22 protein-coding genes and 3 pseudogenes are annotated in these 20,808 nt (G+C 66.3%); 12 read left to right on the forward strand and 13 right to left on the reverse strand.

All coding sequences use genetic code 11. The features are described 5' to 3' along the window. Positions 1-2: 2 nt before the first annotated feature. On the forward strand, positions 3-1,124 hold the full coding sequence (locus tag ABZV58_RS16565; protein ID WP_355001160.1) for a bifunctional 2-methylcitrate synthase/citrate synthase: 1,122 nt from the start codon (positions 3-5) through the stop codon (positions 1,122-1,124). A gap of 15 nt (positions 1,125-1,139) precedes the next feature. Then, positions 1,140-1,229, forward strand: a pseudogene (locus ABZV58_RS16570) (dihydrofolate reductase); the annotation flags it as partial. A 69-nt stretch (positions 1,230-1,298) separates the two neighbouring features. Here ABZV58_RS16570 and ABZV58_RS16575 read toward each other — a convergent pair. The 8 genes and pseudogenes from ABZV58_RS16575 to ABZV58_RS16610 all read right to left on the reverse strand — a co-directional run bounded on the left by ABZV58_RS16575 (position 1,299) and on the right by ABZV58_RS16610 (position 7,718). Then, entirely contained in the window at positions 1,299-1,733 is a 435-nt protein-coding gene (locus ABZV58_RS16575; protein ID WP_355001161.1) for an FCD domain-containing protein, read from the reverse strand. Between the two features lie 12 nt (positions 1,734-1,745). Further along, on the reverse strand, positions 1,746-2,594 hold the full coding sequence (locus tag ABZV58_RS16580; RefSeq protein WP_355001162.1) for a 3-hydroxybutyryl-CoA dehydrogenase: 849 nt from the start codon (positions 2,592-2,594) through the stop codon (positions 1,746-1,748). A gap of 79 nt (positions 2,595-2,673) precedes the next feature. Beyond that, positions 2,674-3,009, reverse strand: a complete 336-nt coding sequence (gene fdxA, locus ABZV58_RS16585) for a ferredoxin (protein ID WP_355000968.1) — start codon at positions 3,007-3,009, stop codon at positions 2,674-2,676. 141 nt (positions 3,010-3,150) lie between these two features. Continuing rightward, a complete protein-coding gene (locus ABZV58_RS16590; protein ID WP_355000969.1) occupies positions 3,151-4,119 on the reverse strand; it encodes an NADPH:quinone reductase in 969 nt (322 codons plus the stop codon). A 138-nt stretch (positions 4,120-4,257) separates the two neighbouring features. Then, entirely contained in the window at positions 4,258-5,295 is a 1,038-nt protein-coding gene (locus ABZV58_RS16595) for a phosphotransferase family protein (RefSeq protein WP_355000970.1), read from the reverse strand. 22 nt (positions 5,296-5,317) lie between these two features. Next, positions 5,318-5,479, reverse strand: a pseudogene (locus ABZV58_RS16600) (3-oxoacyl-ACP reductase); the annotation flags it as partial. Beyond that, the gene (locus ABZV58_RS16605) at positions 5,479-6,720 is read right to left on the reverse strand and encodes an acyl-CoA dehydrogenase family protein (protein WP_355000971.1); all 1,242 of its coding nucleotides are present in this window, start codon (positions 6,718-6,720) and stop codon (positions 5,479-5,481) included. The gene ABZV58_RS16605 and the pseudogene ABZV58_RS16600, both read right to left, overlap by 1 nt. 311 nt (positions 6,721-7,031) lie before the next feature. After that, the gene (locus ABZV58_RS16610) at positions 7,032-7,718 is read right to left on the reverse strand and encodes a TetR/AcrR family transcriptional regulator (RefSeq protein WP_355000972.1); all 687 of its coding nucleotides are present in this window, start codon (positions 7,716-7,718) and stop codon (positions 7,032-7,034) included. Positions 7,719-7,946: 228 nt separating this feature from the next. On the opposite strand from ABZV58_RS16610, the gene ABZV58_RS16615 reads away from it, so the two are divergent. The 4 genes from ABZV58_RS16615 (at position 7,947) to ABZV58_RS16630 (ending at position 11,820) form a co-directional block, all read left to right on the forward strand. Beyond that, positions 7,947-8,948, forward strand: a complete 1,002-nt coding sequence (locus tag ABZV58_RS16615; protein ID WP_355000973.1) for an NADP-dependent oxidoreductase — start codon at positions 7,947-7,949, stop codon at positions 8,946-8,948. 101 nt (positions 8,949-9,049) lie between these two features. Beyond that, on the forward strand, positions 9,050-10,036 hold the full coding sequence (locus ABZV58_RS16620; RefSeq protein ID WP_355000974.1) for a helix-turn-helix domain-containing protein: 987 nt from the start codon (positions 9,050-9,052) through the stop codon (positions 10,034-10,036). A gap of 114 nt (positions 10,037-10,150) precedes the next feature. Next, positions 10,151-11,203, forward strand: coding sequence for a DUF4440 domain-containing protein (locus ABZV58_RS16625; RefSeq protein ID WP_355000975.1), 1,053 nt, complete (start codon positions 10,151-10,153; stop codon positions 11,201-11,203). An 8-nt stretch (positions 11,204-11,211) separates the two neighbouring features. Next, positions 11,212-11,820, forward strand: coding sequence for a DJ-1/PfpI family protein (locus ABZV58_RS16630; protein WP_355000976.1), 609 nt, complete (start codon positions 11,212-11,214; stop codon positions 11,818-11,820). 96 nt (positions 11,821-11,916) lie between these two features. Here ABZV58_RS16630 and ABZV58_RS16635 read toward each other — a convergent pair whose 3' ends face one another. From ABZV58_RS16635 to ABZV58_RS16650, 4 genes and pseudogenes are all read right to left on the reverse strand, one after another. Then, positions 11,917-12,636, reverse strand: coding sequence for an ABC transporter ATP-binding protein (locus tag ABZV58_RS16635; RefSeq protein WP_355000977.1), 720 nt, complete (start codon positions 12,634-12,636; stop codon positions 11,917-11,919). Further along, a complete protein-coding gene (gene cbiQ / locus ABZV58_RS16640; protein ID WP_355000978.1) occupies positions 12,633-13,388 on the reverse strand; it encodes a cobalt ECF transporter T component CbiQ in 756 nt (251 codons plus the stop codon). Before cbiQ ends, ABZV58_RS16635 begins: the two co-directional genes overlap by 4 nt. 1 nt (position 13,389) lies before the next feature. Continuing rightward, on the reverse strand, positions 13,390-13,767 hold the full coding sequence (locus tag ABZV58_RS16645; protein ID WP_355001163.1) for a PDGLE domain-containing protein: 378 nt from the start codon (positions 13,765-13,767) through the stop codon (positions 13,390-13,392). A gap of 51 nt (positions 13,768-13,818) precedes the next feature. After that, positions 13,819-14,460: pseudogene (locus tag ABZV58_RS16650) on the reverse strand (energy-coupling factor ABC transporter permease); the annotation flags it as partial. Positions 14,461-14,580: 120 nt separating this feature from the next. Here ABZV58_RS16650 and ABZV58_RS16655 point away from each other — a divergent pair. Further along, on the forward strand, positions 14,581-14,943 hold the full coding sequence (locus tag ABZV58_RS16655; protein ID WP_355000979.1) for a metalloregulator ArsR/SmtB family transcription factor: 363 nt from the start codon (positions 14,581-14,583) through the stop codon (positions 14,941-14,943). Between the two features lie 29 nt (positions 14,944-14,972). Here the strand turns inward: ABZV58_RS16655 and ABZV58_RS16660 are convergent, their stop codons facing one another. Next, positions 14,973-15,797 (reverse strand): class II glutamine amidotransferase, encoded by an 825-nt coding sequence (locus tag ABZV58_RS16660; RefSeq protein ID WP_355000980.1) that lies wholly within the window; start codon positions 15,795-15,797, stop codon positions 14,973-14,975. 220 nt (positions 15,798-16,017) lie between these two features. On the opposite strand from ABZV58_RS16660, the gene ABZV58_RS16665 reads away from it, so the two are divergent. The 5 genes from ABZV58_RS16665 to ABZV58_RS16685 all read left to right on the forward strand — a co-directional run bounded on the left by ABZV58_RS16665 (position 16,018) and on the right by ABZV58_RS16685 (position 20,788). Further along, the gene (locus tag ABZV58_RS16665; RefSeq protein WP_355000981.1) at positions 16,018-17,055 is read left to right on the forward strand and encodes an amidohydrolase family protein; all 1,038 of its coding nucleotides are present in this window, start codon (positions 16,018-16,020) and stop codon (positions 17,053-17,055) included. Positions 17,056-17,336: 281 nt separating this feature from the next. Beyond that, the gene (locus ABZV58_RS16670; protein WP_355000982.1) at positions 17,337-18,611 is read left to right on the forward strand and encodes a hypothetical protein; all 1,275 of its coding nucleotides are present in this window, start codon (positions 17,337-17,339) and stop codon (positions 18,609-18,611) included. Continuing rightward, positions 18,608-19,789, forward strand: coding sequence for a DUF4041 domain-containing protein (locus tag ABZV58_RS16675; RefSeq protein WP_355000983.1), 1,182 nt, complete (start codon positions 18,608-18,610; stop codon positions 19,787-19,789). Before ABZV58_RS16670 ends, ABZV58_RS16675 begins: the two co-directional genes overlap by 4 nt. Positions 19,790-20,056: 267 nt before the next feature. Continuing rightward, positions 20,057-20,431, forward strand: coding sequence for a hypothetical protein (locus ABZV58_RS16680; RefSeq protein ID WP_355000984.1), 375 nt, complete (start codon positions 20,057-20,059; stop codon positions 20,429-20,431). Positions 20,432-20,539: 108 nt separating this feature from the next. Next, entirely contained in the window at positions 20,540-20,788 is a 249-nt protein-coding gene (locus ABZV58_RS16685) for a hypothetical protein (protein ID WP_355000985.1), read from the forward strand. Positions 20,789-20,808: the final 20 nt, after the last annotated feature.

Consider the following 20,808-nt stretch of genomic DNA (forward strand, 5'->3'; position numbering starts at 1 on the left):
TGGTGGAGACCGCGATACCGACCATCTACAAAGGTCTCGCCGGCGTCGTCGTCGACACCACCTCGATCTCCAAGGTGGTGCCGGAAACCAACTCCCTGACCTACCGCGGCTACGCGGTCCAGGATTTGGCGGCGAACTGTAGCTTCGAGGAAGTCGCCTACCTGCTCTGGTATGGCGAACTGCCGAACGCTGCGCAGCTCGCGCTGTTCAACCAGCGGGAACGTGCCGCGCGGCGGGCCGATCGCTCGCTTCTCGCACTGATCGCGAAGATGCCCGAGAACTGCCATCCGATGGATGTGGTGCGCACGGCGATCAGCTACCTGGGCGCCGAGGACCCGGCCGAGGACGACAACACGCCGAAGGCCAACCTCGCCAAGGCACTGCGCATGATGGCGGTGCTGCCGACCATCGTGGCCGCCGACCACCGGCGTCGCCGGGGCTTGGATCCGATCGCGCCGCACTCGCACAGGGGTTTCGCGGAGAACTTCCTGAACATGTGCTTCGGCAAGGTCCCAGCTCCGGAGCTTGTGAAGGCGTTCGAGGTGTCGCTGATCCTCTACGCCGAGCACAGCTTCAACGCCTCCACCTTCGCCGCCCGCGTGGTCACCTCTACGCTGTCGGACATCTACAGCGCGGTCACCGCCGCCATCGGCGCACTCAAGGGTCCGCTGCACGGTGGGGCGAACGAGGCGGTCATGCACGACATGATCGAGATCGGCGATCCGGCGCTGGCCGAGCAGTGGATGCGCGAGAAGCTGGCCAAGAAGGAAAAGGTCATGGGCTTCGGCCACCGGGTCTACAAGAACGGTGACTCCCGGGTGCCGACCATGAAGAAGGCGTTCCTGGACGTCGCCGCCGTCACCGACGGCGCCAAGTGGGTGCAGATGTACGAGATCCTCGAGCGCACCATGAACGAGGCCACCGGCATCAAGCCGAATCTCGACTTCCCCACCGGCCCTGCGTATTACCTGCTCGGTTTCGATATCGAGGTCTTCACGCCGATCTTCGTGATGAGCCGCATCACCGGTTGGACCGCCCACATCATCGAGCAGGGCGAATCCAACGCCCTGATCCGGCCGCTGAGCGAATACGTCGGCGTGCCACAGCGTTCCGTCGTCGCCTGACAGCGTCGGGCACAGTTCCCCTTGCTGGACAAGCGAATCCGGCTCCGACTGGCCGAGACGAGGCACTTCGACACCGCGGTGATGCTGCGCTACCTCGCCGACTGAGGGTGCCTGGCGGACGGCGCGAGCGGTCGCAGCCAGCGCGGCGTATGGAGTCGAACGCGGCGTGGCGTATCACTCTCGCAACGCGTCTGCGGTCAGGGTGAGGTGGTGGGTCAACAGCTCGGCCGCGGTGTCGGCGTCGCGGGCCAGTGCCGCCTCTTCCAGCCGACGGTGTTCCTCGGCGCCGTCTCGGCCGGGGTTGCGGTCCGTCGACCAGCGGCGGGCCAATTCGCTCGCGGTCCACATCCGGTCGAAGGTCTCGAGCAGGACGGGGTTCCCGCAACCCTCCAGCAGCGTCCGGTGGAAGATCCGATGGGCTTCGGACCATGCCTCGCTGTAGTGCTTGCCTTCGTCCGGGAGGAACGCCGGGGTACCCGCCAAACGGTGGTGGGCGGCCCGGACGTCGGCCTTCCACCGGTTCCGCCGATCCGTGCAACAGCGCGGGCACCACCGCGCACCTCTCGATGACTCGTCGGGTGGCGCGGTGGTGCCCCGGCAACGGGCGATGAGCCCGCGCTGTCAGCTGTAGTTGTAGAAGCCGCGTCCGCTCTTGCGGCCCAGGCGGCCCGCGTCGACCATCCGGCGCAGCAGCGCGGGCGGCGCGTAGTGCGGCTCGGCGAACTCGGCGTACAGCGACTCGGCCGCCGCCAGCGCGATGTCGAGGCCGACGGTGTCCAGCAGGGTGAGCGGACCCATCGGGTAGCCGCAGCCGCCCTTCATCGCCGCGTCGATGTCCTCGGCCGAGGCGTAACCCGACTCGAGCATCCGCACCGCCTGGCACAGGTACGGGATCAGCAGCGCGTTGACGATGAACCCGGAGCGGTCACCGGCCTGCACGGTGGTCTTGTTCAGCGTGTTCTTCGCGTAGTCGGTGACCGCGGCGGCCGTCTCCGGGGAAGTGACCAGGGTGGAGATGATCTCCACCAGCGGCATCACCGGCACCGGGTTGAAGAAGTGCACGCCGACGACCTGCTCGGGACGCTTGGTCGCGCCCGCCACCTTGATCACCGGGATCGACGAGGTGTTGGTCGCGAGGATGCCGGTCGGCTTCACGATCGCGTCGAGCTTGCCGAAGATCTCGTACTTCAGCGACTCGATCTCCGGGGCCGCCTCGATGACCAGGTCACGATCGGCGAACTCCTCGATATCGAGGGTGACGCGCACCCGAGCCAGCACGGCGTCGGCGTCGGCCTGGGTGATCTTGCCCTTCGTCACCCCGCGCGAGATCGACGCCGCGATCCGCTGCTGCGCCGCGTCGGCGAACTCCTGCTTCGTCTCGAGCACCAGGACTTCACTCCCGGCCTTCGCACACACCTCGGCGATGCCCGCACCCATCGTGCCGCCACCGATCACACCGATCAACTTCACAGTCATGTCTCCTATCCAAAGTCGACACCATTACTAGCAGGGCTCGAAATCAGGCGACGAACAGGAGCCGGGAACACATTCACGGCTGGTATTCCTGCACGAAAACCGTGTCGACTCCCAACTCGCCGACCCCCGCCGCACCACCCGGCTGGCCGAGTGGCGTTTGTCGTCCGGGCAGCGGCTCGGAGAAGAAGCGGGCGTTCTCGATGACGAACTGCTCCTGCCCCGCGGGAATGTCGTCCTCGAAGTAGATCGCCTCGACCGGGCACACTGGTTCGCACGCCCCGCAGTCGATGCACTCGTCGGGCTGGATGTACGCCATCCGATTGCCGACGAAGATGCAGTCGATCGGGCACTCCTCGACGCAGGCCCGATCCAGGACATCGACGCAGGCAGCGCCGACCACGAACGTCACGATGTTCTCCTCTGCCCTTCACACCCCGCGACAAGCGGACGTTCCGATCCTGGTGCCGAATCCTGTGCGTGGGTAGGGGCCTGTTACCGACCACCTCATAAGTTGGCTTTATGGCCTCGCGTTCGATCACCCGACACGGAGCTAGATTTCCAGCACGAGGCGCGTCCCGTGTAGCCGCTCGGTCTCGATTCTGCGGTGCGCCTCCGCGGCGGCGGACAGCGGAAGTAGGTCGACCGCTCGCGGTCGCAGCGTTCCGTCGAGCAGGTGGCGATTGATCACCGTCGCGGCCTCGCGCAGTTGGGCGCTGGTCGCGCGGGAGATGACGAAACCGCGAATCGAACCGTCCTTCAGATACAGCGGTCCCGTCGGGAGTTCGCTCCGGGAAGCGGGGCCCGCGACGATGACGACCCGGCCCCCGACCGCGAGCATCTCCACGGCGTCCACCATGTCGTTGCGACCAGAGGTGTCGATAGAGAGGTCGATGCCGCTGCCGACGATCGCGCGGACCTTGTCGACGATGTCTCGGTCGCGATAGTCGATGGTGTGCGCGGCGCCCACGCGTCGGCAGTACTCATGGTCGTCGGGATGCGCTGTCGCGATGACCGTGCTTCCGGCGCGGCTGATCATGGCGACGAGTGCGCTACCGACATTGCCTGCCGCGCCCGCGATCAGTGCCGTCTCACCCGGCCGGAGATTTCCGTGGGTGAACGCGGCGAGGTAGGCGGTGGCCGCCGGATGGACGACAGCCACCGCCTGCGTCGGAGACGCTCCGTCGGGCAGCGGGTAGAGGCGATCGACGGGAACGACGGCGAGCTCGGAGGCCGCTCCCTGCCGCCCGTCGTGCCCGAGACTGTTACACCAGACCTGATCGCCGGGAGAGAACTCCGGCGAACGCGATTCGACGACGTTTCCGACCAAGTCGCGGCCGATCACGAACGGAAACTCCATCGCGGTCGGGTATCGCCCGGAGCGCACGAAGGTGTCGACATGATCCACCGCCGTGGCCGTGACCCTGACCAGAACATCGTCCGGTTCACACACCGGCGGCGGCAGCTCGCCGTAGACGATCGCTTCCGGCGGCCCGAGTCGTTCGATGTAAGCAGCTCGCACGCGACGGCCCCCTTCGAGTGGGGAGCGGAGTGGGCTCAGTCTGTCATGCGGCCGCCGGACCAGCAACGGTGCGGCATCCGCCGCGATCGGCGGATCGATGAGCTCGGCAGAGCTCTTCGGCGCGCTGCACCGGATCGGTCACATGCCCGCGGCGTCCGCGATCTCGATCGCCTTGTGCACCAACGCGTCGATGAGCTCGACGGTCGGCGTGCCCGCCGCGGCCTTATTCTGTGGCTCGTCCATCGCCCGGCGCATCACGCCCTCCGCGATCACGGCCACCTTCCACAGGCCGAGCACGTGCCAGTACCGCAAGGCCGACGGATCGCGCCCGGTTTCGGCCAGGTACACCTCGGCGAGTTCGGCGCGGGTCGGGAAACCCGGCAGCGTCGAGGCGGGGAAATCACCGCCGGTGCCCTCTCCTGGCTCGGGCCAGTAGGCGAGCAGGCTGCCCATGTCGGCCAGCGGTTCACCCAGCGTGGACAACTCCCAGTCCAAAGCCGCGACGAGCTCACCGGATTCGCGATCCGCGATGACGTTGCGCAGATGGAAATCGCCGTGCACCAGCGTGGTCTCGCGCTGTTCCGGGATGGCCGCGACCAGCCTGCGGGTCAGGTCGTCGAGTTCGGGCAGTTCCCTGGTCTTGGACTGCTCCCACTGCCCCGCCCAACGTTTGAGCTGGCGCTGGGCATACGGCTTGTGGCTGGCCAGATCCGCGAGACCGACCTCGGAGATGTCGACGGCGTGGATCTTGGCGAGCGTGCGCGGCAGCGACAACGCGATCTCGCGACGCCGCTGCGGTGTCAGCGACCGCACGATGTCCATCGTGTCGACGACTTGACCGTCGACGAACTCCATCAAGACCAGCGGCGCGTCGGAGATGGCCGGATCGTTGGCGACCCCGAGGATGCGCGGCGCGGGCACCGGCGTGTCTTCCAGCGCCGCGATGATCCGCGCCTCGCGCACCACGTCGTGCGCCGACGCGAGCAGATGGCCAAGCGGCGGCCTGCGCAACACCCAGCGCCGCTCGGCGGCGTCGGTGACCAGATAGGTCAGATTGGATTGGCCGAGACCGATTCTGGTGAAACGCAGCGGCCCGTCGACCTCGATGCCCAGCGATTCGAGCCAACCGGCCACCGCCGCCGGGTCGACCGCCACGCTGTCGGAAACCTCAGGCACCGGCCGACCCCCCGCGGAACAACGCGTTGTCGACCAGGATGTCGACGCTTCCGAACTTCTCCAGCGTCAGGTCGACGCAGCGCCGCGCCCGGTCCTCGTCGGTGGCGTGCGCGGCGGCGAGACCGATACCGCGGGATGCGCCGGTGACGCTGGCCGTGCGGCCGGTCAGATCAATGCTGGTCATCAGGCTTTCACTCCATTGCTCGCGGCGGTCTCGGCGGTGCGGTACTTGCCCAGCTCCTGCCGGGCGATCGCCCGCTTGTGTACTTCGTCAGGTCCGTCGGCCAGGCGCAGCGTGCGCAGGTGCGCCCAGGCCATGGCGAGCGGGAAATCGTCGGTGACGCCGGCGCCGCCGTGCACCTGGATCGCGCGGTCGACCACCTTCAGCGCGATCTGCGGGGCCGCGACCTTGATCGCCGCGATCTCCGTGCGCGCTTCCTTGTTGCCGACCGTGTCCATCAGATGGGCGGCCTTCAGGGTGAGCAGCCGGATCATCTCGATCTCGATCCGCGATTCGGCGATCCAATCCTGGATGTTGGCGTTCTCGCTGATCGGCTTGCCGAAAGTGGTGCGCGAGCCGGCGCGCTTGCACATCAGTTCCAGCGCGCGTTCGGCCATGCCGATCGAACGCATGCAGTGGTGGATTCGGCCCGGTCCGAGGCGCGCCTGGCTGATGGCGAACCCTTCGCCCTCACCCTTCAGCACATCCTTGGCGGGCACCCTGACGTCGGCGAAATCGATCTCGGCGTGGCCCTCGCGGTCCTGATAGCCGAAGACCGGCAGGTTGCGCATGACCGTGACGCCGGGCGCATCGATCGGCACGACCATCATCGACTGCTGCCGATGCGGCGCCGCGTTCGGATCGGTCTTGCCCATCACGATCAGCACCTTGCAGTTCTTGTGCAGCGCGTTGGACGCGAACCACTTGCGGCCGTTCAGGATGTAGTCGCCGCCGTCGCGAACCATCGACAGCTCGACATTGGTCGCGTCCGAGCTGGCCACGCGCGGTTCGGTCATCGCGAACGCCGACGCCATCGTGCCTTCGAGCAGCGGCTTCAGGTACTTCTGCTTGTGCTCGTCGGTGCCGAAGAGGGTCAGCACCTCCATGTTCCCGGTGTCGGGCGCATTGCAGTTGCACGCCTCCGACGCGATATGGCTGCGACCCATGATCTCGGCGAGCGGCGCGTATTCGAGGTTGGTCAACCCCGGACCCCATTCCGGATGGGGGTGGAAGAGATTCCACAGTCCGCGACGGCGGGCCTCGGCCTTGAGCTCCTCCAAGATCGGCGGATGGAAATGCGGGTCACCGGATTCACGCATCTGCCGCTCGTAGACGGGTTCGGCGGGATAGACGTGCGAATCCATGAACGCGAGCAGATCCGCCTGGTACTTCAAAGCACGTTCGGACATGTCGAAAAAGGACATCCTGGCTCCTGACGGTAGGGCGGTGTCGGCGATGCGATGTCCGGACGGTACCTCGGCACGGCCGAGCCGACTGCGGGGTGACAGCTGCGATCCATACCCCACCAAAGGATATATCTGAAGTCGGCGTCAATTTCAAAGATCGCGACCGGAAGCGCTCTCGGCCAAGGGGAGCTCGCTTCGGCGCGCGACGGGGCACTCCGCCAATCGCGATCTCTCGCGGCAACACCAGCGATGCACTGACACGCCGATGTCGGCGCTGCTGAAGGCACCGACGAAGGAGTTCCAGGCGGCGCGTCACGCCAGGAGGACGGTCACTCTCCCGAGGGAATGCGCAGCGCGTTGACCCACAGCCGCGTCGCGGTGTCGATCACCTCGTCGAGCGGTGCCGGATCTACCGCGTCCGTGCCCGCGACGAAATGGTTGAAGGCGAGTCGGCTGACCATGCCGGACAGCGCGCGCGACGCCAGCATCGGATCCAGCTCCGCGTCCGCGAGCCCCCGCTCCTGGAGGTTCTCGATGCTGCGCGCATTGCGGACGACGAACGCCTCCGCGCGGTTGCGCCGCAGCCGGGCGAACTCGGGGTCGATATTGGCGACCTGCTCGAGCAGCCCCATCAGTTTCGCGTTGCGCTCGTAGGCCAGGAAGTAGGCGCGGTTGCTCGCCGCGATGATCCGCGCCGGGTCGGCGTCCTCGTCCACCCGGGGCATGCCCGGATGCATCATGTCCTCCTGGGCCACTTCCAGCACGGCCGCGAAGATCTCTTCCTTGCTCGCGAAGTAGGTGTAGAAGGTCCCGGACGAGCATTTGGCGGCCTTGGTGATGTCCACCAACCGCGTTTCCAGGTACCCGCGCCGTTCGAACACCTTCCGCGCGGCCGCGATCAGCGCCGCGCGGGTCCGCAGACCGCGCTGGGTCGCCGGCAACTCCCGCAACAGCGACGAGCGCGCCATGGACGGTGGCGCGTCATGGTCGTCGACGTCGGCGTCAGGAATAGTCATGTCGCATTTATACGTCCGGTCGATGTCGTTCGCGGTCTCGGGCGGGGATTCCGGAGGCTGTCGACGGCCAGCGCCATCCGGCGATCCGGTCGGGTCGCCCCACTGATTGAACCTGACGCCGATTTCAATTACCCTCCGGAAGAGCCGCCGCCATCGAGCGGGCTCTGACTTCGGTCGACTGCCGAACCTCCGGTTTCGACGTCATCACGGAACAGAAAGAGAACACGCATGCCGAAGACACAGCAGGTCCGTCTCGCGCAGCGCCCGACCGGGCTGACCACTGCCGACACCTGGAACGTGACGACCGAGGAAACTTCGGCCCTCTCCGACGGGCAGCTGCTGGTGAAGGTCGACTACATCTCCCTCGACCCGGCCATGCGCGGCTGGCTCAACGATGTTCGCTCGTATGTCCCGCCCGTCGGCCTCGGCGAGGTCATGCGCTCGCTCGATATCGCGACCGTCGTCGAATCCACCCACCCGGACTTCGCGGTGGGCGACACGGTGAGCGGCATCTTCGGGGTGACCGAGTACGCGGTCAGCGACGGCCGGGATGTCCAGCGCGTCGACCTGAACGTCGCACCCGGGCCCACCTGGCTCGGCGCACTCGGAATGCCCGGAATGACGGCGTATTTCGGCCTGTTGGAGGTCGGGAAGTTGCAGGCCGGGGAGACGGTGGTGGTTTCCGCGGCGGCCGGGGCCGTCGGCAGCGTCGTCGGACAGATCGCGAAAGCCAAAGGCGCGCACGTCATCGGCATCGCCGGTGGACCCGAGAAGTGCCGGATGCTCACCGAAGAGCTCGGGTTCGACGCGGCTATCGACTATCGCAACGAATCGGTGTTGAGCCGGCTGCGGGAAGGGGCGCCCAAGGGCATCGACATCTACTTCGACAACGTCGGTGGCGAGATCCTCGACGCCGCGCTGGCCAACCTGCGCCGCGGCGCGCGGGTGGTGCTGTGCGGTGCGATCTCGGCCTACAACGACGAGACGCTCGCACCCGGGCCGTCGCGCTACATGTCCCTGCTGGTCTTCCGCGCGTCCATGACCGGCTTCGTCGTCTTCGACTATGCCGACCGCTACGGCGAGGCCGTCCAGCAGATCGCGCAATGGTTGGCCGAGGGCAAGCTGAAGAGCCACGAGCACGTCGTCGAGGGTGGGGTCGCGCGCTTCGGCGAGACGTTGAACATGCTGTTCACCGGTGCGAACAACGGAAAGCTCGTGCTCGCGATCTGATTCGGCCGACGGCGCGTCGACAGGTGCCGCCGGCGACCACGGCAGCACCCGTGACGACCATCCGAGCCAGACCGAATTTGATCATCCATTAAATTCTGGCCATGAGGATCGTGGCGGTTCTGGCTCCGGACAGCGTGCTCGGTTTCGAAGTGATGCTTCCTGGCATGGTGTTCGGCGCCGCGAACACGGTGAGCGGGGAAGAGCACTACGACATCCGGATCGTGACGGTCGGCGGAACGGCCGCCGCCGCTTCCGAGCACGGTGCGGTGCGGCTGGTGACGGACTGGGATCTCGACAGTCTGGCCGATGCCGATACCGTCGTCGTGCCTGGTCAGGCCGAATTCCGTTGTGAGCCATCCGCTGTCGTTCGCCACGCGCTGCTGGACGCGGCCGAGCGGGGCGCGCGGTTGGCTTCTGTCTGCGTCGGCGCGTTCACCCTCGCCGCGACCGGGTTGCTCGACGGGCAGCGCGCGACCACCCATTGGGAACACGCCGCCGAGCTGGCGCGCCGCCATCCGCTCGTCGACGTCGACGCCTCGGTGCTGTTCATCGACAACGGCGCGGTGCTCACCTCGGCCGGGGCGGCGGCGGGGCTCGATCTGTGCCTGCACATGGTTCGCCGGGATCTCGGCGCCAAGGTGGCCGCCGACACCGCCAGGCAGATCGTGATGCCGCCGCAAAGGGACGGTGGGCAAGCGCAATTCATCGCGCACACCGACCCGGACAGCCCCGACTCCTCCCTGCAGCCGGTCCTGGACTGGATGCAGGTCAACCTGCACCGCCCGCTCACCCTCGACGACATCGCCGCGCACGGAGCCATCAGCGTGCGCAGCCTCAACCGCCGGTTCCGCGCCGAGATCGGGACCACTCCCCTCCAGTGGTTGCTGCGCGCCCGGGTGCACCGCGCGCAACAGTTGCTCGAGACCACCCACCTGTCCATCGACCGCATCGCCGAAGAGGCGGGCTTCGGCGCCGCCACGACCTTGCGCTACCACTTCGCCCGCCTGACGCGAACGTCTCCGCAGGCCTACCGCAACAGCTTTCACCATTCCGGCCGTTCCTCGCGGCTTGGCGAACGAACGGCGTAGCCGCTACTCCGCGTAGCCCGTGGCCAGATTTGAGCAATACATGGCTATCTGGCCACTGGGCGGCGGTTACTTCCGAGCACACACTGAGTGGGCACAATCGGAAGGGAACACACGATGACCGTTCAGCAAGCCGACAAAGCTCAATTCAACTTGCCCACTTCGGAACTCGCCGTCGCCGCGGACGCGTTGGTCGCCGAGGTCTCACCGGAGCTCGTCTACAACCACTGTGTGCGCAGTTATCTGTACGCGCGGGAAGTGGCGGCCGCCGAGGGGTTGCGCGAAGGTGTGGACTACGACGGCGAACTGCTCTACCTGGGCTGCCTTCTGCACGATCTCGGCGCGACCGAGCACGCCAACGGCGACCAGCGTTTCGAGGTCGACGGCGCCGACGCCGCCGCGGATTTCCTCAGAAGCAAAGGCGTCGACGACGCGCGGGTCCGAACAGTGTGGAACGCTGTCGCACTGCACACCGTCGACGGCATCGCCCATCGTTTCGGGCCGGTGGAAGCCCTGGTTCAGCGCGGCACCGGAGTCGACATCGTCGGCCGGGACCGAGAACTACTGCCCGAAGGGTTCGCCGAGCGGGTGCATGCCGTGTGGCCGCGTTACGACCTCGGGTACTCGTTCGGCGAGATATTGGCCAGGCAGGTGCGCGACAACCCGGCCAAGGGCAGCCCGTTCACGTTTCCGGGTCAGGTCTGTCAGCTGTACTACCCGACGCACGGACCGATCACCTGGTTCGACATCGTGGACGGCGCGGGCTGGAACGACCGGCCGGTGCGGGTCGATTCCGGCAGCGTCGGAGCCGCGGCGCCCGCCGAACTGGCGTCGCTGTTCGAGCGCTACTTCAACGCCGGTGACCTCGACGGCTTGATGTCGCTGTACGAGCCCTCGGCACTGCTCTTTCCGAGCCCGGGCGACCGGCGATCGGGTACCGCTGCGATCCGGAACGCGCTCGGCGACATGATCGACTCCGGCGCCCGGATCGAGCTGCGGACGCGCCGGGTGCACGTGGTGGGCGAGCTAGCGCTGATCTCGAACGACGCCACCGTGTCGGGCGTGCGACCCGACGGCGATCCGGTGATCTCCAGTTCCACCGAGATCGCCCGGCGCGGCCGTGACGGGTCCTGGCGCTACGTGCTCGACGACCCGTACTTCTCGCTGTGAGGCGCTCGATGAGCACCTACGGAATTCTCGTCTTCGACGATGCCGAGGAACTCGACTTCGCCGGGCCCTGGGAGGTTTTCACCACCTCGGCGATCCTGCGGAACGGCGCCGATCGCGCCGTCCTGATCGCCGAACGGCCCGAACCGGTCCGATTCAGCAAAGGGCTTCGCGTGCTGCCGGACCATACGCTGGACGACCACCCGCCGCTGGACGTACTGCTGATCCCGGGCGGACGCGGGGCACGGACGACGCAGCCGCACAACGCGGTGGTCACCGAGTGGATCGCCAGGACGGCGGCCGAAGCCTCCTGGGTGGTGAGCGTCTGCACCGGAGCGTTTCTCCTGCATGCCGCGGGCCCGGCGCGCGGCCGCCGCGTCGCCACGCACTGGAAATACGAGGACGCGCTCGAAGCGCGCGGCGACGTCACCGTCATCCGGGACGCACGGTACGTCGTAGACGGCAACCTCCTTACCAGCCAGGGCGTTTCGGCTGGCATCGATAGTGCGCTCTGGCTCGTCGGCCGACTGCACGGCCGGGCGCACGCGCGGGCCGTGCGTCGGGAGATCCACTACGACCCGGCCCCGCCCTACCTCGCCGACGAACCCGAGGTGAGTTGACCGCGACCGCACCGCACGGCGAGGCTCGGGATTGAGGCGGCGGTGCGCACCTTCTTGCGGCATTCGGGGTTGCGAAACGGCTGACAGGAACGGGCTTCAGCTCAAGCGGTGCTTGGCGAGAAGGGCCGTGTCTTCGAGAATTTCGTCGATCGGTCCGTTCGCGACGATCCGGCCCGCGTCGAGGATCACGGCGCGGTCGCAGACGCGTTGGGCGTAGGGCAGGTCGTGGGTCACCATCAGGATGGTGGTCGGCAGGGTCAGGAGGATGCCGGCGAGTTCGCGGCGGGCGACCGGGTCGAGGTTCGCGGCGGGCTCGTCCAGCACGAGCACCTCGGGTCGGCACGCGAGGACTGTGGCCAATGCGGCGCGGCGGCGTTCGCCGACCGAGAGGTGCGTCGGGGAGCGATCGGCGCGGTCGGTCATACCGACCGCCGCGAGCGCGTCGCGCACGTCCTCGGCGAGGCGTTCGCCTCGGACACCGAAATTCGCCGGACCGAAGGCGACGTCCTGTTCGACGGTCGGCATGAAAAGCTGATCGTTGGGGTCCTGGAAGACTACGCCGACGCGTTGGCGGATAGCGCGAACAGTGCTGCGGTTCAAGCGAGTTCCGCCGATACGCACCTCCCCCGATGCAGCGGTGAGTACACCGTTCAGATGCAGCATCAGCGTGGATTTTCCCGCACCGTTGGGGCCGAGGACGGCCACCCGTTCCCCGGTGGCGATGTCGAGATTCACGCCGTGCAGGGCGCCGGTTCCGTCGGGATAGGCGAAAGTCAGGTCGACCAGGCGCACCGCGGGTGTCGTCGGCTCGGTCACCGGACCGCCCACGCGCTCAGGCAGACGCAGATCGCCCCGGCCGCAGGCAGCAAGCCGAACATCCACTGTGTTCGGGTCGACGGCTTGAATCCGAAATCAGTGGTTGTTCCGTCGAATCCACGCGACAACATCGCCAGATGTACGCGTTCGCCCCGTTCGTAGGACCGCAGGAACAAGTGGCCCGCGCCGCGGGCGGTCGAACCGGCTTGACGCAGTGTGCGCGGGTCGTCGCCGCGCGAGATCCGGGCCATCCGCATTCGCGCCGCCTCGTCCACGAGCACATCCACATACCGAAGCATGAGCACTACGATCATGACGATCACGCCCGGGACACGCAGCCTGGCCAGCCCGGCGGGCAACTGGCCGATGCTCGTCGTCGCGGCCAAGGTCAGCGAAATACCGACGCCGATAGTTCCTTTGGCGATGATCCCCCACGCGGCATACAGACCGGTCGTCGACAGCGATAGCCCAGCGAACACTGTCCTCGGTTCACCCGCGGCGAACGGCAACAGTATCGCCAACACGACGAAAGGCGCTTCGATCAGCAGGCGCGGCGCGATCCACCGGAGCGAGATACCGATCCACGACCACAACGCGACCAACCCCAGCGCGTAGCAACCGAACGGCCAGAACAATTCTCGCGGAGTCGCGACGACAGCGAAGATCGCGAACACCGCACAGACGATCTTCACTTCGACAGGCGCCCGATGAGCGGGCGAGTTCCCCGGCAGATACAGCCAGTGACCGCTCACCTCAAGCCGACTCCGACCCGGCGACCGCGGTTTCGCCTTCCGCCGAAGGGCTCCTGTTCTTCCGTCCCGCGCGAATCGTGCGAAGCAGAGCGAACAGCACGGCGAATGCGGCGGCGACGCCGAGAATGCCCGCGATGCCGATCAATTCGTCGTTGCCGTCGATCGCGTAGTCGGCCAGCGGAGAGTTCGCGAGCCGATGTTCTTCGGCGCTCTGGGCGATGCATTCGCCGTGCAGTTCTTCGGCGCCGTCGACCTCGAGCACCGTGCATCCGCGTTGGGTCGTGGCGTCGAGTCCGTCCGGTTGCGAACTGGCCACGTAGGACAACGTGCCCGCGATGATCACCGCGACCCCCGCGAACGCCCACAGGAACCCGGTCATCGAGAGTCGAGCGCGAAGCGGGGCCGCGTCGGTTCGGTGTCGTTCGGTGACCCGCAACAGGTAGACCAGATCGGGTCGCGCCTTAGCCACTGCGACAACGGTGATCGCGGTGATGATTCCCTCTCCGACACCGATCAGCGCGTGGGTGATCGCCATGTATCCCGCGACGGCCCCGACGGTCGATCCCGCCGCACCACCGATCGCGTACTCGACGACGAAACCCATTGCGGCGGCCAGCGTTCCGGCAAGCGCCGAGACGAAGGCGGTGACAGCGATCCCTGCGTCGACCCGCTTGGCCAGCATCGGCAGGATCAGGCGTGCGACCGTGTAGCCCACCGCTACGCCGATCAGCGCCATGTTGGTGATGTTGGCGCCCAACGCGGACAGGCCGCCGTCGGCGAAGAGAAGCGCCTGGACGACGAGCACGATCGCCACGCACAGCGCCCCGACGTAGGGTCCGACCAGGATCGCGGCGAGCGCCCCGCCGAGCAGATGTCCGCTCACGCCGGGCAGGATCGGAAAGTTCACCATCTGCACCGCGAAGATGAACGCGGCCACCAGACCCGCCATGGGAGCGGCACGTTCATCGAGTTCGGCACGTGCCCGCCAGGCGGCGAAACCTGTTCCGGCAATCGCGATCAGGGCGAAGACCAACGAAGTCGGAGCGTCGACGATGCCGTCGCTCATATGCATGGCAACTGTGTAATCGCTCACCCCCCAAGACGATACGCTCGATACCTGCGCATGTGAACACATATGGAGGTATGGGCGCGGGAACTGGCCCTACGCGCTCGCGAGCGGCAGAGTGGAGACGTGGCAGTCAGTCTTCCGCTGGACCCCGATCACGCGAGCCGCGCCGCGTCGGGACTGGATATCGTCGGCATCGACCAGTGGGCCGATCGTTTCGACATGCTCTCCGACGCCCACCGGCTCCGGCTTCTGGTATGCCTGCACCACGCACCCGACATCAGCGTCAGCGATCTCGCCGCCGCCGTGGGCAAGTCCGGAACCGCTGTCTCCCAAGCGCTTCGGCTGCTTCGCCAGCAGGGATGGGTGACCAGCACCAAGGACGGTCGCATCGTCCGATACCGCCTCGCCGATGACACGATCCACGAGTTGCTGCACTGGATCGGAGCGACCCATGCCGCGGAGACCGTCCGGGCCGAGAGGCCGTGAGCGAACGTGGCGCCGGTTCGACAGCGAGATCAGCGCACCGGCGCCACGGGCTGAAACGGCCGGATCTCGTCCTCGCCGGGCCGGATGACACCGGCGTGCGACTCGGGGACCTCGTTCCATGCGCCTTCGACGTCGCGAAGCGGTTCGGAGACCACGAACCGGGTCTCGTCGCTCAACCGGTGCAGCACTTCCACCTCCGGGTGGAGAGCGCGGACCTTCTCCACGGCGGTCGAGAAGAACAGCGACCGCGTCCGGCCCTCGGTCGAGTAGCGAAAGACCCACAGGGAGGTGCCGTCCGTCGTCGCGACCGTCATCTGCACCGGGTTCTCGACGCCGCGGCGGGCGCCGACGTCCTCGACGAGTCCGACCGCCCGCGCGACGGCGGCGAACGGATCCTCGGTGAGGCCGAAGGTCAGCGCTAGGAAGAAGAGGGTCTCGGAGTCCGTCGAACCTTCGATGTCGGGGTAGAGGCCCGGGTCGACGGCCATCAAGAGGTCGCGCTTGACCTCGGAGAATCCCCGCAGTGCGCCGTTGTGCATCCACAGCCAGTCGCCGTACCGGAACGGATGGCAGTTGCTGCGCTGCACCGGGGTGCCCGTCGACGCGCGCACGTGCGCGAACAGCAGCGGCGTCCGGATCTGCCGGGAGATCTCCTGGAGATTTCGCTCGTTCCACGCTGGCTCGATGCATTTGAACACCGCGGGCGTCGGGCCCTCGCCGTACCATCCGATGCCGAAGCCGTCACCGTTCGTGGTGGTCGCGCCCATGCGCGAGTGCAGGCTCTGGTCGATCAGGGAGTGGACAGGTCGGAACAGCAGGTCCTCGATGAGGATCGGATCGCCGGAGTATGCCATCCACCTGCACACCTCTTCATTGAAGTCCCGTACCACGCGCTTGTGGCGGGTTTCGGAAATTTGCCCTCCTGCGCTGGGGGTCTCCTCGACGTCGGGACCGTCACGCGTTTTCCACGCATCCTGACACTTTCGTCATTATCCTAGAGTTTCCACACATATTGATGATATTCTCAAAATTGTAGGCGCGCGGCCTACCGTGAGGTTCTAGGAAGGAATTGCCGTGGCGAGCGACCGCATCGACGTGCATCAGCACCTGATTCCGCCCGTCTACCGCGAGGCGCTGCGGACGCACGGAATCGACGCTGCGGGGGGCCGTGAGCTGCCCGAATGGACGCCGAAGGCGGCGTTGCGGTCGATGTCGGCGGCGGGCATCGCGTCCGCGATCCTGTCGGTTTCGACAGCCGGCACCGCGTTCCTGACGGATCCCGCCGAAGCCGCGGAACTCGCCGGCGCGGTCAACGACTACGCCGCGAAGCTCAGCGCCGATCACCCCGATCGCTTCGGCTTCTTCGCCACGGTGCCATTGCCCGATGTGGCGGCGGCCGCCGCCGAAGCGGAGCGAGCCCTGGACGACCTCCGAGCCGACGGTTGCGTTCTCCTCGGCAACTCCCGCGGCAGCTACCTCGGCGAGGAAGGCCAGAACGACCTGTTCCGCGTCCTCGACGAGCGCTCGGCGGTCGTTCTCGTGCACCCCGCGGAGCTGCCCGCCGCCCCGGTACCCGGCGTCCCGCCGTTCGCCACGGACTTCCTGCTCGACACGACGCGCGCTGCATATCTCTTGGTACGCAACGGAATCCGTCGCCGTTACCCCAACATCCGCTTCATCCTCAGCCACGGGGGCGGCTTCGTGCCCTACGCCGCGCACCGCATGTCCCTGAGCATTTTCAACCAGACCGGCGCCAGTCCCGTCGACGTCCTCGACGACTTCGCGGGCTTCTACTTCGACACCGCGCTCTCCGCCAGCGCGTCCGCACTCCCGAGCCTCCTCGCCTTCGCCGAACCCGGACATGTGCTCTACGGCAGCGACTGGCCGTTCGCCCCGGAACCCGCGGTGCACTACTTCAACGCCGGACTCGACGAATACCCACACCTCGACGCGTCCACCCGCCGCGGTATCGAACGCACGAACGCGACCGCACTCTTCCCCCGCTTCGGACGCACCACCCCGCTCCCGCAACCCCCATTCCTCGCCCGCGCACGGCGAGGCCTGCGGCAACGCGCGTTCCGCACCATAGCCCGCGCCGCGAGCAATCACTGAGCCCGCGAGCTGTGAACCATCAGCGGCCCGCCGAACAGCGAGTAGGCCTGTACCGCAAAGGTATTCCGCACTATCGCAAGCCGCACAGATGCGCTGGACCTGCCGTGACCTTCCTCGCCGTACGCACGTTCCGCGTCGTGCGCCGGTAACCTGCTCATTCGCCGCGTGGAAACGCGATCTGCGCGCGCAACTGTGATCCGTGTAACGGAATTCACCCTCGCACGACAGGTACTGCGGGCCGTAGGTACCGGCCCGACCGTGTCGACGTATCAGGAAGAGGGGTGAAGTCGGTGGCGCGGCGCAGGGGGTTCTTGGCTGAACTGCAGCACCAGCATCGGCTGGTGCAACAACGCCAAGCACAGCAGCAGCGAGCAGCGATACGTGCACACAACATGGCTGTACGGGAAGCGCAACGGTTCGCGCGCGAGCAGCAACGCGCTGCGGAAGCGGCGATGCGTGCCTCGGCAGCAGAACGCGCAGCCGCGGACCGAGCCGCGAAACTCGCCCACATTGCCGCCCGGGAGGCGGAAGCCGAGGAGAAGAATGCACAGTTGGCGGCCGCCCATGACGCGATCGACAACCTCCTCACCGCAACCCTCGAGGTCGATGACTGGGTGGACCTGGAATCGCTCCGTGAAGCGGCCGTTGACCTCCCATTCGATCGGCCCGAATTGCTTGTACCATCTCCGGCTCCCCGCTACCACGTTGTGCCGGATCGACCAATCTTCGTGCCGCTCGCGCCCCCAACGGGATTGAGCGGCGCACTGGGCGGAAACCGCCGACATGCCGCCCAAGTGGAGGCGGCGCAGCGGGCATATTTCGACCTCCTACAGCAGTGGCAGCAGGCTCTTGCTCATACGTGCGGTTTGAACGCCATGCTTCGCGCAGCATGGCGAGAGCAGGAGGCCGCGCGCCAAGCAGAATTGGCAGACGCGCGCAGTCGACACGAGCAAGCGATCGCTGATCATCGCAGACAGATCGCCGAGTCGAACGCGCACCTGGACAGGCTGATCGCCGGATTACGCGAGCGCCAGCCCGCCGCGATGGATGAGTACGTCGGCATCGTGCTGGCGAATTCGATCTATCCGGAGGCCTTCGAAGTGTCTTACGAACATTCCTTCGACGCGAATGATCGCGAACTCCACATCACAGTCCTCGCCCCGCCACCCGACGCATTTCCGACAGCGAAAGCGTTCCGCTACAACAAAGCGAACGATGAGATCACCGAGTCCAGGCTCGCTGCTGCCGATGTGAAGCGCCGCTATGCGTCGGCGATCGCCAAGACCGCGTTGCGGACAACGCATGAGGTGTTCGAAGCTGATCGCGAAGAGATCATCGAAAGCATCTCCCTTGCTGTCGCTGTCGATACGGTCGACAGAGCGACCGGGCACGACACCCGCATCGACCTTGTCCGCCTTGCTACCGATCGCGCAGACTTCTTGCCGGTCGAACTCGCACGAGTGGAAGCGACAGATACTCTGGCCCATCTGGCTGCCGCGGTATCGAAGAACCCCTACGGGCTGGTCCCGTTGGCAAACCACGGAGTGCGCGGATGAACGATTCTCACGCGGTGATCATCGGATTGCGGAAGATGCTGATCGTCAAGGAACGCGAAGCCGCCGACCTGCAAGATCGGGTCCGAGAACTCACCGAACGGCTGGATGCTCGTCCAGCCGCACAAGCCAGACCCGAACCAGCAGATGACCCTCGGCTCATCACAGTGGACGACGCACTGGTCCTGCAGGATGTGGGAATCTACGAGTACCACCATCCCTTGGAAAACGCCGAGAGCTACAAAGACGCTCTCGCCGGGCTTCGAATAGAAGTGCGCGAAGCCGTCAAGGCTAGCGACGCGATCGTCGTGGCGAAGAAATTCAGCTTCAACAACTCTCTGGCCGAAGGACGCCGGTTGACCGCGGACCTGTCCAAGCTCATGCTCCGGGCATACAACGCCGAAGCGGAAAACTGCGTCCGAACAATTCGTGCCGGCAACCTGGACACCGCCAAACGACGGCTCGACAAGGCCGCCAAAGACATCGAGAAGCTGGGCACGGCAATGCAGATGCATGTTTCGCATGCATACCACGCGCTGCGGATCAAGGAGCTCGAACTCACTGCCGACTACATGATGAAAGTGCAGGAAGAGCGGGAAGTCGCTCGCGAGGAACGTGAGCGACTGCGCGAAGAACGCAAAGTCGAACAAGAGCTCGCGGCGGAAAGAGAACGTCTCGAGAAGGAGCAGGCTCACTACCGCGCTGTTCTGGAACGGCTTGCTGCTGCAGGGCAAGACACGCGTGACATCGAAGAACAGCTCGGCCGGATCGCAGACGCGATCGCACAGAACGACTTCCGTGCCGCGAACATTCGCGCAGGTTACGTCTATGTCATCTCCAACATCGGCGCGTTCGGCCCCAATGTCGTCAAGATCGGACTCACACGTCGCCTGGAGCCACTCGACAGAGTCCGTGAGCTCGGTGGCGCCTCCGTTCCCTTCCCGTTCGATGTCCACGCTGTGTATTTCTCCGACGATGCAGTCACACTCGAAAATGAGCTGCACAAAGAGTTCGCCTCGGCGCGGCTGAACCACGCGAACCCGCGGCGGGAGTTCTTTTTCGCCAGCCCCGATGAAGTACGCCGGGTACTGGCCAAGAAGGTGGGGAACCTGCTCGACTACAACGACTCGCCCGAGGCGACACAGTACTTCCAATCGAAACGCTACTGGCCTACGCGGTGAGATTGAGCGCGTCCAGGCACTTCTGGCTGCTGCCATGGCGCCGCCGAGCATGAATCCCGAGCAGTATTCCCAGGACGAGCGCGGCATACGCGAACTTGCGCCGCCCAGCCATGAACAGTCCACGATCAGCGCAGGACCGGCGCGCGTGGCGTCCTGTTCGGCCGGGAGGTGAGTGTCGAAGGCGCGCTACTGCAAGGATTTCTTCAGCTTCTACCAGGTGCGGGCGTCGTAATGTCAACGGTGCCAACGCAATCTGGGGAGGTCGACGTGAAGAAGCTGTTGTGTGTACTGGCCGTGTTCGCCGCCATCGTGGTCACCGTGGCGGGGACGGCGCAGGCGAAGTCGTATCGGGTGGTGGGGAAATGCAAGGGGGACGTGGCCGGGTACGGGTGGTTCGAGGCGGACACCGACCTGGAGGTCGAGTTCGACGACGGGGAGATCGAACGCGAATACAGCTACCTCTACTTCTACGGGTTTCTGACCGAGGTGGACAACCAGTCGGCCCGGATCACCTGGGACGACAAGCACGTCATCTACCGCGAAGGCCGCTACGACGTCGCAGTGCCCTACAGCGCGGGCGCCGGTTTGTGGTTCAAGGACAACAGCCGCAAGAACCGCTGGATCAAGCTTTGCGACTACTGAGCCGCTGACGATGCTGTCAGCCGGTTGTCGGTGGGCTGTCAGCGGTGGGGGTCATTGTTCTTCTTGTCAGCCGGAGCACGGGCTCCGGCACAACAGAAGGAGAAGGCAATGTCGCAGAACAACATCTCGGATCTGGTCGCCGCTCACATGGAGACCGCTCGGGCGAAGGCGGATCGGCGGATGGAGGCGGCCGAGGCGGCGCAGGTGCGGGCCGGGGTGCGGATCGAGGAGGCGAACGGGTTCGTTCGGCCGAGCAAGGAGGAGCTCCAGCAGGTGCGGGCGGAGGCGCGGGCGCTGGGCAAGCAGATGGCCGACGAGCTGAAGGCGCGCGGGGCCGCGCTGAAGGCCGGGCGATAGCCAGGGACGGCGGGATCGGG

It is taken from the genome of Nocardia sp. NPDC004654 (assembly GCF_040609595.1).
Taxonomy (GTDB): Bacteria; Actinomycetota; Actinomycetes; order Mycobacteriales; family Mycobacteriaceae; genus Nocardia.

Excerpts from the sequence above, each read along its gene's own strand:
- ABZV58_RS16625 (WP_355000975.1), top strand. The coding sequence starts at position 10,151 with ATGACCGTTCAGCAAGCCGACAAAGCTCAATTCAACTTGCCCACTTCG.
- ABZV58_RS16645 (WP_355001163.1), bottom strand. The coding sequence starts at position 13,767 with ATGACCGGGTTCCTGTGGGCGTTCGCGGGGGTCGCGGTGATCATCGCG.
- ABZV58_RS16675 (WP_355000983.1), top strand. The coding sequence starts at position 18,608 with ATGAACGATTCTCACGCGGTGATCATCGGATTGCGGAAGATGCTGATC.
- ABZV58_RS16620 (WP_355000974.1), top strand. The coding sequence starts at position 9,050 with ATGAGGATCGTGGCGGTTCTGGCTCCGGACAGCGTGCTCGGTTTCGAA.
- ABZV58_RS16660 (WP_355000980.1), bottom strand. The coding sequence starts at position 15,797 with ATGGCATACTCCGGCGATCCGATCCTCATCGAGGACCTGCTGTTCCGA.
- ABZV58_RS16610 (WP_355000972.1), bottom strand. The coding sequence starts at position 7,718 with ATGACTATTCCTGACGCCGACGTCGACGACCATGACGCGCCACCGTCC.
- ABZV58_RS16605 (WP_355000971.1), bottom strand. The coding sequence starts at position 6,720 with ATGTCCTTTTTCGACATGTCCGAACGTGCTTTGAAGTACCAGGCGGAT.
- ABZV58_RS16685 (WP_355000985.1), top strand. The coding sequence starts at position 20,540 with ATGTCGCAGAACAACATCTCGGATCTGGTCGCCGCTCACATGGAGACC.
- ABZV58_RS16615 (WP_355000973.1), top strand. The coding sequence starts at position 7,947 with ATGCCGAAGACACAGCAGGTCCGTCTCGCGCAGCGCCCGACCGGGCTG.
- ABZV58_RS16630 (WP_355000976.1), top strand. The coding sequence starts at position 11,212 with ATGAGCACCTACGGAATTCTCGTCTTCGACGATGCCGAGGAACTCGAC.